General features: G+C 68.4%; 6 protein-coding genes. All 6 read right to left on the reverse strand.

Annotated elements, in window-relative coordinates:
* Nucleotides 1–29: 29 nt before the first annotated feature.
* A complete protein-coding gene (locus ABT254_RS24740; protein ID WP_351473952.1) occupies nt 30–1,265 on the reverse strand; it encodes an aminotransferase class III-fold pyridoxal phosphate-dependent enzyme in 1,236 nt (411 codons plus the stop codon).
* A complete protein-coding gene (locus ABT254_RS24745) occupies nt 1,262–2,413 on the reverse strand; it encodes a glycosyltransferase family 2 protein (protein WP_351473954.1) in 1,152 nt (383 codons plus the stop codon). The genes ABT254_RS24740 and ABT254_RS24745 overlap by 4 nt, the downstream gene beginning before the upstream one ends.
* An 89-nt stretch (nt 2,414–2,502) precedes the next feature.
* Nucleotides 2,503–7,485, reverse strand: a complete 4,983-nt coding sequence (locus ABT254_RS24750; protein ID WP_351473957.1) for a condensation domain-containing protein — start codon at nt 7,483–7,485, stop codon at nt 2,503–2,505.
* Nucleotides 7,485–7,787 (reverse strand): acyl carrier protein, encoded by a 303-nt coding sequence (locus tag ABT254_RS24755; RefSeq protein WP_351473960.1) that lies wholly within the window; start codon nt 7,785–7,787, stop codon nt 7,485–7,487. The genes ABT254_RS24750 and ABT254_RS24755 overlap by 1 nt, the downstream gene beginning before the upstream one ends.
* Nucleotides 7,723–10,872, reverse strand: a complete 3,150-nt coding sequence (locus ABT254_RS24760; RefSeq protein WP_351473963.1) for a non-ribosomal peptide synthetase — start codon at nt 10,870–10,872, stop codon at nt 7,723–7,725. Before ABT254_RS24760 ends, ABT254_RS24755 begins: the two co-directional genes overlap by 65 nt.
* The gene (locus tag ABT254_RS24765) at nt 10,869–11,096 is read right to left on the reverse strand and encodes an MbtH family protein (protein ID WP_351473966.1); all 228 of its coding nucleotides are present in this window, start codon (nt 11,094–11,096) and stop codon (nt 10,869–10,871) included. The genes ABT254_RS24760 and ABT254_RS24765 overlap by 4 nt, the downstream gene beginning before the upstream one ends.
* Nucleotides 11,097–11,242: the final 146 nt, after the last annotated feature.

Raw genomic sequence — 11,242 nt, forward strand, 5'->3', positions numbered from 1 at the left:
GCATTTCCGGCCTCCGTTTGTTCGTGGGGTCAGTAGCTGGTCAGGGCGGCGTCGATGGCCCGCTCGACTGCGTCGAGCTGGGCTGGCGTGTGCCGGTCCGAGAAGACGAAGTAGCCCTTGGTGAAGATCTGCCGTTCCGCGAGGGTCGCCAGCACGTGTGCGCGGAACGGATCGGTCCAGAAGTCCGCCACCCTGGGTGTTCCGAGGGAGAAGCTCGAGTGGTCCCCCCGTACCTCGACTCGCCCACCCAGCCCAAGCTCGGCAATTCGCGAACGCAGGGCGGCCATCATGGTCGTGGTCCTCGCGCGCCATGAGGGCCATATGGGCGCAGCGTCCATCAGGTCCTCGCAAGCCAAGGCGGCAGCCAGGGCCAGGGACTCGCTGGAATGGGCGTTGCTCATGCGTACGTCCTCGCCGCGCAGCACCAGCCGTCGGTCACCGAGGACCGCCGCGAGCGGCAGGCCGTTGGCCATGCCCTTCGAGATGCAAAGCAGGTCCGGCCAGACGTCAACCTCACCACAGGTCGCCCGTCGGCCCATGCGTATACCGGAGGTGACCTCGTCGAACACCACCACCAGGCCGTGGCGCCGCGCTTCCTCCACGACGGTGCGCAAGTGGTCGGCCGACCAGCGATTTGGGCACAGCACCGCTGCGGCGATCGACGCGGAGTGCCCCCGCACAAGGTCGAGGAAGCGCTGCGGGTCGTCCGGCGGGGACGTAAGGGTCAGAGCTGCCACGGCCTGCGGGATGCCGAGTTCGCCAGGCTGCACCGAGTAGTGCGACGGCGCAGCCCAGTCGTGCCATCCGTGGTACTCGGTCGCCAGCACGAGATCCCGTCCGGTCACCGCGCGGGCGATGCGGACCGCACCGCTCACAGCGTCGGCGCCGCTCTTGGCGAACTTCACCGACTCGTAGACGCCGAACCGTGCCAGCAGGCGCTGCGCGAGCGTCAGTTCGAGCGGATCGGGAACCGAAAAGGACGTCCCGCTCCGCAATCTCGCAACCACCGCTTCCTCGACCTCGGGACGCGCGTGGCCCCAGGTGACGGTGCCCATGGCCATCTCGCAGTCCAGCCAGGCACGGCCGTCAAGGTCGGTGAATTCGGCATCCTTGGCGTGCAGCGCCGCGATCGCGCCACGCCCCGGAAGCAGTCGATACGGTGTCTTCGCCAAGGTGCTGCAACCGGCCGGGATGACCTTTTCCACCTCGGCGAGCCAGGCAAGGCTCGGCGTGTCGGAGGCGGAAGTCGTCGGGTTGTTCGTCACCGGACTTTGACTCCCGGCCAGCAGCTCGCGTACAGGTCCGCGAGGCCCATGCTGTTTCCATGCAGGTCGATGACGATGTCTGCCGACCCGGTTGCCAGGCGCTGGGCGAGCCACATCCGGTTGTCCAGCAGGCGGACGAAGTTTTCGACGAGGATCAACAGCGGCCGGGTTCCGGTGATCAGTTCGGTCGGCAGGACCAGCGGTAGAGGGATCGGCTGCTCGCCCTCGACCTTTGACGAGTAGTCGAGCACGGAGTTCCGGTCGATCATCGACGCGCCGGCCAGCGCCTGCCAGAAGTCGGCCGCGTCCGTACGCGTCTCCGCCATGTCCAGCGGTAGGTAGTGGTGGATGTCCTCCGTACGGGCTCGCAGCGAGTCGAGCAATCGTGGCGTGATGTCGTTCTCGATGTACGCGCCCCAGGACCTCCAGAAGCGCGCCAGGTTGGTCTTGCGGTTGCCTGCCCGGTGCACGCCGTTGCGCCGCTCCCAGTGGTACGAGGTCACCTTCGGGTCGATCACTGTGCGGTAGCCGAGCATTCTCGCCCGCATCTGGTAGTCGAAGTCCTCGTATCCGTTGAAGTACCGCTCGTCCAGCTGCCCCACCGCGTCCCTGACCTGCCGGGTCATGGCGAACAACGCGAAAGCGGCCAGCGGGACCGCATACGGGGAGTCCGGCAGATCAGTGACTCTGGCGTTGAGGTAGAGGTGTCTGCCGAGTGTTTCGCCAAAGGAGATGCCACAGTGCTGCACACCGCCGGTCTGGGGGTAGAGCAGAACCCCCGCGGTCATTCCCGCCTCGGGATTTTCACTTAGGGTCCGCAGCATTCCGGCCTGCCAACCTGGTTCCAGAATCAGGTCCGAGTCGACGAAGAAGATGTTGTCGCCCTCGGTGATGGCGAGGCCTTGGTTGAGCGCTTGGCCGCATCCACGGGGATTCTGGTTGTGCACGGTCGTCACCGTGACCGCGCCAGCCTGCTCTGCTTTGATCGTACGGGCGAACTCCTCGATCAGTTCGCCCACTTCTGTTCCGGAACCATCGTTGACCATGATCAATTGCGTGTCCGGCTCGATGGTCCGGCGCATCGACTCCAGGAACAGCGATAGGACCGATCTGGACTGGAATATGGGCACGATGACACTGCTACGCACGAAATCCCCCTAACGACGGGTAATGAATGGCAAACCTTGTCGCCGAAACTCTGAATCGGCCACAGCCGAATGGCGACGCCGTGCTCGATTCACTCCTCGGGCACGCTCAGCACCTGTTTACGGAGCTGTGAAATCTCCTCCCACAGAGTCCTGGGCGTCCGGAACGCGTCGAGGAGGACCACCTCGTCGGGGATGGTGATGTCGTAGGCGTTCTCGAGGGACACCAACAGACGCACCATGGCCAGTGAGGTGAGTCCCGCATCGGAAAGCGGCAGATCGGGTGTCACGGCCGTCGCGGAGGGATCGGAGTACACCGAGGACAAGGCCTCCTGGATCAGCTCCTCGAACTGCTCGTCCCACGGTGTGCCCGGTACTGCGGTCACGTCCTCGACGGGCTCCGGTTCGGGGAGTCGGTCTAGGGCGACGCCCCCGCAGGCTGCCAACGGCCAGCCCTCCACCTTCACCAGCGTCTCCGGGATCAAGTGCCGCGGCATTCCTCGTTCTGCCAGGCTCCTGCTTAGCTCGTCGGCGGCGAACCGGGCCCCCGGGGCGACGCGGACGTAGCCGATGGTCCGGGGCCGCCCCAGCTCGGAGTCGGGCCGCAGCAGTACCCGGCTGTCCCGCACCGAGGGCAGGGCATCGAGCAGGTCCCGGGTGCGGTACACCTCGGCTGGTGTCTCGTCGTGGTGCGTCGACCGCTCGATCGGCCCCACATACTCCAACGTCCCGTCGGCTGCGAACCGCGCGAGCAGCCCCGTGCGGAATAGCCTCGCCCCGGGAGTGCCGAAGGGGTCCGGGATGAAGGCCTCGGCCGTTCCGGCTGGATCACCGAAGAGAGCGTCCGCGAGCCCCGCACCTCCCACACAGAGCTCGCCGACGACCCCGAGGGGCACAGGGCGCAACCGGGTGTCGAGGACGCGCAGCGTGCGTCCGGGGAGCGGCCTGCCGTGCAATGTCAGCCATCCGGGCAGCGTGTCGACCGAGTCGGCCGGGATCAGCCGTACGCTCAGGCTGGACGAGGCGGTCCTCCGCCCGTCGTCCTGCCCGTCTCCGTCGCAGAGACTGTCCGCGAGTGCGGTGACCCCGGCGGCAGCAGATCCGTCGGGAAAGACGTGCTCCGCCGCGAGCGTCGTCGTCCGCATATGTGTCACGGTCCCGGCGGTGACGAGATCCCTGATCTCGGCGACCGCGTCCGGCAGAGACGAGGCGGTGAGGACCGCCGAGCCCGCACACATGATCGGCAGCAGCAGTTCGTTCAGCGCGCACCAGGCCGGCAATGCCGTCATGGACAGCCATGCGGACCCGGCCAGTGCCGATATGCCCCGCGCTTCCAGTCCGGCCCGTGCGCTCGACAGCCCGTGCGCCAGTGCCTGGTGAGAGAACACCGCCCAGCCCGCGTCGGCGTTTCCGGCGGTACGCACCACACAGGCCGTGTCCACCGACAGGCGCGGGGCTTCGCGCCCTGCGGTGTGCGGCAGTGTTCCCAGTGGGTCCTCCCCGCCGAGGCCCTCCTTGCCGTCCCTCGATACGAGCACTGGCACGCGGCCGAGTGCGGCGCCTTCGGCGTCCCCTGCCGACGGCACGATCACCGCCGACAGCGCCGAGGACCAGCCCGGTCCGGGCATGTCGTCGCCGCCCCCTGCCGGCTCCCAGGGGGCAAAGGCGGCGCCTGCCTTCCAGACGGCCAGCAGCGCGGCGAGCGTTCCGGTGTCGTGCCGGGGAACCACCGCGACCAAGTCACCCGCCGCGACTCCGGACTGCCGCAGCCGCCCGGCGATCCGTTCTGCCCACGCGTCGAGCTGCGCGTAGGTCAACGACTCCGCACCGCGGAGTACTGCGACGGCGTCCGGATGCTCGCGGACCAGGGCGGCGAACGCCTCGGGCACCGTCCGCTCGACGCCGCCTCGATCACGGGCGGCGACGGCCAGGGAGTGCGCTCGACCCGTTTCCAGGGGCGGACGGCAGACCCAGTCGGTGTCGCCCTCCGGCCCACGGGCCATCTCCTCCAGCACGCTCCGGTAGAGGGCGGCCAGCCTCTGGCCCGCCTCTCTGCCGAGGGAGTGACTGGTGGTGTTAAGTCTCAGGTGCCCACTGATCGTGTAGACGTGTAGGGCGAACTCGTTCTCGCTGTCGTTGAAGGTCTGCGCCCAGTCAACGAGGTTCTTGTCCACCTGATGGAAGTCCAGGTAGTTGAAGAACACCTCCAGCAAACGGCTGCCCTGGCCGCACTCACGCTGGATGATGTGGATCGGTAGGCCCCGGTGCGGCCAGAGGTCGGTCAGCCCGTGGTACACCGCCGTAACGAGGGCACCCCATGTGCGGGCGCCGACGGGCATGGCGAAGGGCACGGTGTTGAGGTAGTTCCCGAGTACTCGGTTCGCACCGGGCACTTCCGGGCGTGTGTCACAGACGAGCCCAGTGAAGAACCTCTCCTCGCCGGCGATCATGCTCATGATCTTCATATGGGCGGCCAACAGGACCGCCTTCATCGATGTGCGCGTCTCCGAGGCGAGTCGACGGAGATCGGCCTCCAGATCCTGGAAGTCGAGCGTGGTGAAGTAGCGCTCGCGTGGAGACTCCGCTCTGTCCTGCCACGCCGTCGGCAGAGCGACGTCGGAAAGGCCTTCGACCGCCGCGCGCCAGTAGGCGCGGTGCTCGGTCGAGCGCACTGTCGCGAGTTCGGCCGCCACGTAGTCGGCGAACCGGAACGGCGCCGCCTCCGGCTCCGCGGCCACGCGTCCGGCCCGGATGTCCTCGTAGGCGACGAGGATCTCCATCAGCATGCTGTGGAAGCTCCACCCTTCGAGGATCGGGTGGCACTCCGCGATCGTCAGCCACCAGTCGGCTGAGTCCTTGGCGGTGTGGGCATGCAGCCGAATCAGCGGTGCAGTCGAGATGTCCATGAGGAACTGGCGCTCCACGACGGCGTGGGCACGCACGCGGGGATCCCAGCCCTCCGCTCCTAGGAGGCCGTGTTCGGTCAGCCCCACGGTGATCGGCGCTTCCGCGTGCACCAGCTGTAGAGGAACGGAGTAGCTGTTCAGGTCGAAACTGGTCCGGAGGACTTCGTGGCGGTCGACCACCAGTTGGGCAGCCTGCTGCAGCGCCGCCGCATCGAAGTCTCCGTTGGCGCGCACCCGGTAGGAAGTCGTGTCCTGATATGTGTTCACGTCCGGCCGGGACCGCATTTCCGCGAGCATGCCCAGTTGCATCGCGGTCATGGGGTAGGCGTCCACCAGCCCCGGCGGCAGCGCGTCACGATCCTCGCGGCTCAGCAGGGCATACGGTTCGACGGGCGAGGGAGGCGCCGCCTCCGCCAGGTCCGCGTGGCCCGCGCGGGCGGCCGCGCACAGGTCGGCCAGCTCTTCGATGGTCTGATGGGCGAAGACGTCGGCGGACGAGACGTCCAGGCCCTCAGCCTGCAACCGGCCGGCCATTTCGATGGCGCGCAGTGAGTGGCCGCCGACGTCGAAGAAGTTGTCCCGGTCGTCCGCGCCTTCGAGGCCCAGCACGTCGCACCACACATGGCGGATCCGATCGAGGAGAAGAGCCCGGGCGTCGTCGGAGACCAAGGTGGGTGCCATGGCGCGGCTCGCGGTGTCCACGCCGTCCTGCGCGGGCCGGCACCACCGCTCCCGGAGCCGGTCGTGCAGTTTCGCCAGCGACTCTTGCGGGTCACGGACGACCGCCTCCAGCAATTCCCCGAAGTACCCGGCCCATCCCCGTGCCGTGTCCTCGTCGATCACCTCGGTGGCAAACTCGAATTGTGTGAACAGCCTTCGGTCGGCCGCCTCCTGGACATGAAGGGTGAGATCGAACTTGGCCGGCCTCGTGCCGGTGAGGGGCAGCGGCTCGACGACCAGGCCCGGAAGGCGGAGCGTGTCCTCTGCCGAGGCGTTGACGTTGAAGCAGACCTGGAACAGCGGATTGCGGGTGGTGCCGCGCACCACGTCCGCCTCGTCGACCACCCACTTGAACGGCGCGGCGCGATGGTCGAAGGCGTCCAGGAAACGCTCCCTCACCTGGGCCAGCAGTTGCGCGAAGGTGTCGCCCTCGTGGTGTTGTGCCCGAACGACGATGCTGTTGATCGTGTAGCCGATCAGCTCGTCCAGTTCCGGCCGCGTCCGGGCGCTGACCGGTAGCCCGACCGCCACGTCCTCGGCCTGTGAGATGCCCGCGAGCAAGGCCTGGTAAGCCGCCAGCAGCACCATGGCGAGAGACGCCCGGTGCGCGGACGCCAGGGCGCGGACCCCGTCGGCCGCGTCGGCCTCGAACACGACGTCGACGGTCCCGCCGCGCCAGTCCGCGAGCGCCTGCCGGGGCCGGTCCAGCGGCAGGGGCAATTCCTGGAGGCCGCTCAGAGTGCGGCTCCAGTACTCCAGATGCGGGCGCAGTGATCCGTCCTGCGAGCCAGCCAGCTCCCAGGCGGCGTAATCGGCGTACTGGACGGTAACGTCGGGCAGCCCGGGGGGCCGGTGGTCGACCCGTGCCGTGTAGACCGTGCCGAGCTCTGCCGCGAGATGCTGGTAGGACAGGGCGTCACCAGCGATGTGATGCAGGTGGATCACCAGTACGTGCAGGTCAGCGGCGAGTGCGATGAGGGTGACGCGAAGGGAGTGTTCCGTTGTCAGGTCGAACGGTCTGCGCGCCTCCCACTCGGCGATCTGCCGAACCCTTTCCTCATGGGCCGAGAGCGGTACGTGGCCGAGGTCGACGAAGTGTAGTGCGAAGGGTTTCGGCGGGTCGATGATCTGCACCGGCTCGTCCCCGACCTGGGCGTAGCGCGTACGCAGGATCTCATGGCGTTCCACCACCTGTTCCCAGGCCTGTCGCAGCGCCTCTGTATCCAGCGATCCGGACAACCGCAGCGCCCATGTCATGACATACGCCGGGCTCGCGGGGTCGAGCTGGTGCAGGACCCACATCTGCTGCTGACCGGCGGAGAGCCGGATCGGCCGTGTGCGATCCGCCCGGCCGATGGCCCGCTGAACCGGGCGTGACCGCCGTGTGATCGTCTGTGGCCGCTCCCTCTCCGCTGCGCCGCCGAGCGGTGCGACCGACTGCTCCGCCATCAGGCGTCCTCCTTCATCGAGCCGTCGTGGTGCTGGGAACCGTCGGCCTCGTGCGGCACGAACCGCTCGACGGCATACGCGAGTCCGGCGGCTGTGGGCCGGTCGAAGAACTCACGCATCGGGACCTCGACGCCGTAGCTGTCCTGCACGTGCCACAGCAGGCGTGCTGCCTTGAGCGAATTGCCGCCGTGCGCCATAAAGTCGTCCTCGTACCCGACGTCGTCCCGTCCGAGCAGCTCACGCACCAGGCGTAGGATCTCCTCCAGATGGGACGAGGGCTCGAACGGCAGATCGATGTCCACGGTGTTCCTTCTCCTCCGCTTGGTCCGCGCCGATGCGCAGTTCGGGATCAGTGGCGAATCGCTCGGCGAGTGTGCGCAGTTCCGTCACCAGGTCCGTCGCCTCGGCTTCGTCGTACAGCGCCGACGCGTATTCCAGGGCCCCGCCGTACCGGCCGTCGTCGTAGGGCCACAGGGTGAGGGCCAGGTCGGTCCGGGCCGTGGACCACACCCGTCGGAGCCGAGGCAGGTCCTCTTCGCGCATGCGCTGGCCAACCGTGTCGTCACCAACGGTGACCATGGTCTGGAACAGCGGCGTCCGGGATAGGTCCCGTTCGGGCGCCGTGGCTTCGGCGACGGCCTCGAATGGCACAGCGCTACGGACGAAGCCCTCCCGGCAGACTCGCTCGACCGCGGCCAGCGCTTCCATGAAAGTCATGTGCGGTGTCAGCCGCGAGCGGATGACGACGACGTTGATGAAGAGCCCCACGATGTCGTGCAGTTCGGGCCGAGATCGGCGGGCGTGCGGCGCTCCAACTCCGAAGTCCCACTGGTCATGAGTACGGGCCACCACTGCGGTCCACAGAGTCAGGAAGACCACGAAGGGTGTAGCACCGGCGCGACGGCCGGTCTCCAGTAGCGCGGAGACGACTTCGGCGGGCAGGCAGAAGTCGACCGCCGCCCCTTCGGAGCTGCGCAGTCGCCCCCGAGTGCGGCCCGGTGGTTCGAGGGCCGGCAGCCCGGCGAGCGTCTCGCTCCAGTAGCCCAGCTCCTCGAACCACGCCTCGTCGGTCAGCTCCGCCCTCTGCCACGCCACCGCGTCGGCGTATGACAGCGGGAGAGACGGCAGCCTCGGCGTACGGCCCGATCCGATCGCGTCGACGAACTCCGCTAGGTCCCTCTCCAGCAGTCCGGCCGACCATCCGTCGCAGACGATGTGGTGGAGCATCAGAAGAAGCAGTTGCTCCTGCCCTGCGCCACGTACGAGGGTGGCCCGGCAAAGAGGAGCCACCCCCAGGTCGAAACCTAGCGCGAGTTCCGCCGCGAGGATCTCGTCGATCTCGTCGGAGGGCGTCTCCAGGACGTTCAGCAGCAGGGAGACCGCAGGCTCCACCACGGCTGACAGCCCTTCGGCGTCCATCACGCAGCGGGTGCGCAGCGCCTCGTGGCGCGCCACGAGGCAGGCGAGAGCCTGTTCGACCGTTGCCGAAGGCACGTCCACCGGCAACCGGATGAGCAACGGCAGCAGGTACTCCCGGCTGCCGGGGTTCATCCGGTCGAGCACCCAGAAGCGCTCCTGCCCGTACGACAGGGGCAGGCGGGCTCCCTCGGGCAGCCTCGGGATCGGTCGCTCCCGTGCCGCGTTGGACAGCAGTCGGGCCTGCTCGCGTGCGGTGGCGGCATAGAGCAGGTCGCGGAACTCAAGTGTGAGCCCCGACGTCTCGGCGAGGAGCGCGGCGAGACGGGTCATCATCAAGGAGTGTCCGCCGAGCCGGAAGAAGTCGTCGTCGAGCCCGACCTCGTCCACGCCCAGCAGCTCGCGCCAGGTGCTGAGGACGATGCGTTCCTCGACAGTGAGCCGAGTCCCCGGCGCGTCCGGCTCGGCCCCCGCCGCCCAGTCCGGCTCGGGCAGCCTGGCGTAGTCGGTCTTGCCACTGCTGGTGCGGGGAAGGGCCTCAGTGCCAGTGACGATCGCCGGGACGAGCGCGGGCGGCAGGGTGTCGCGCAGTCCGGGAACCAGCTCGTCGAGGGCGCCAGCGCGGACGACCACCACCCACGCGGCGAGCTTCTTAACGCCCTGTGGGTCGGTGACGGTCCGTACTGCGGCCTCGACCACGTCCTGATGGGCCTCGAGGGCCGCCTCGACCTCACCGGGCTCGATCCGAATACCGTTGATCTTGGTCTGGGCGTCAACCCGGCCGACGAACTCCAGGGCTCCGTCCGCCCGTTCTCGCACGAGGTCCCCCGTGCGGTACACCCGCGCTCCAGGCGGTCCCAAGGGATCCGGCAGAAACCGCTGTGCCGTTCGCACCGGGTCGCCGTAATACCCCCGACCGACCCCCGGCCCGCGGACGTACAGCTCGTGTACCGCTTCGTGCTCCCCTCCGCCATCGGCCGGGGGAGTCAGTAGATATCCGGAGTCGGCGATGGGTCTTCCGATGGGCACGGGGCCGTCGTGCTGCGCGGGGTCGAAGCGCGTGGCCATGACCTCGATAGAGCACTCGGTCGGTCCGTATGTGTTCCAGATCTCCACATCGAGGCACAGTCGGACGCGTTGGCAGAGTTCCGCCCGGAGCTGCTCTCCCCCGGAGCTGATCACGCGAAGGCTCGTGCATGCGGCGAGGTCCGGCTCGGCCGTAAGCAACCGCAACATCGTCGGCACGACCTGGACGACGGTGGCCCTCCGCTCACGGACCGACTGGACGAGCGCGCGGGCGTCCCGGCCGGCCTCCGGCCTTCCGAAGGCCACCGATGCCCCGCAGACCAGCGGAGCGAAGATCTCCCATTGCGCCGCGTCGAAGGTCAGCGGAGTCTTCTGCAGCACCCGGTCCGCGGGGGACAACTCCAAGGCGCCGACGCGCCAGAGCACGGTGTTCGCAAGACCTTGGTGCTCGATGACCACGCCCTTAGGCGTGCCCGTGGATCCGGAGGTGAAGATCATGTACGCGGCCTGACGGGGCTGCGACGGCATGTGGGCCGGCTCCGCAAAGTCGCCCGCGGTGAGCTCTGCCACGCGGCAGAGGGGTATGTCCCGACCCGGGTCGGCCCGCCGCGGCGACCACCGCTCGTCCGCGATGACGAGTGCGGCGTCGGCCAGCGCGAGGACCTGGTCGAGGCGCTTCGCCGGCGCCAGCGGGTCGAGCGGCAGGTAGCATCCGCCGGCCAACCAGACACCGAGGAGCGCGGCGACCAGATCGGGACCGGGGGCGATGAGCACGCCGACGATCGACTCCCTGCCCACACCACGGGCAGCCAGGGCCCCAGCGATCCGGCGTGCCGACCTCGCCAGCTCACCGTAGGTCACCACTTCGTGTTCCGAGATCACCGCCGGCGCGTCCGGGCACCTTCGTGCCTGCTCCAGGAACAGCCTGGAGAGCGGCGAGGTCATGGAGCGTCCTGGCCGGTCGCCGTCGACATCACATCGGTGCGCGCACTCAGGGGCCGCAGATCCGTCCACACCTCGGCGATGTGGGACAGGCAGCGCTCCTTGCTTCCGCGGAATCCCTCCGCGCGCCAGCCGTCCGGCAGCACGCGCCCGGTCTCCCAGATCGAGTACTGCTCCTCATGGTTGACCACGACCTGGTAAGCCTGGCCCTCGGCCGTCTCACTCACCGGTTCCACCTTTCTGTCCTTTCGAGCTTCCGTATGCCCGGCCCTCACCGCTCCGCCATGTCCGGGGGCGGGCTGTCCTGGTTTCGGCCGATGCCGACTTCGGCACCATGCGGGTCGGTGGGATCACACGGTCGGCGCCACCGCCG

Origin of the sequence: Streptomyces sp. NPDC001137 (assembly GCF_040298885.1) — a bacterium.
In the GTDB taxonomy this organism is placed as follows: Bacteria; Actinomycetota; Actinomycetes; order Streptomycetales; family Streptomycetaceae; genus Streptomyces.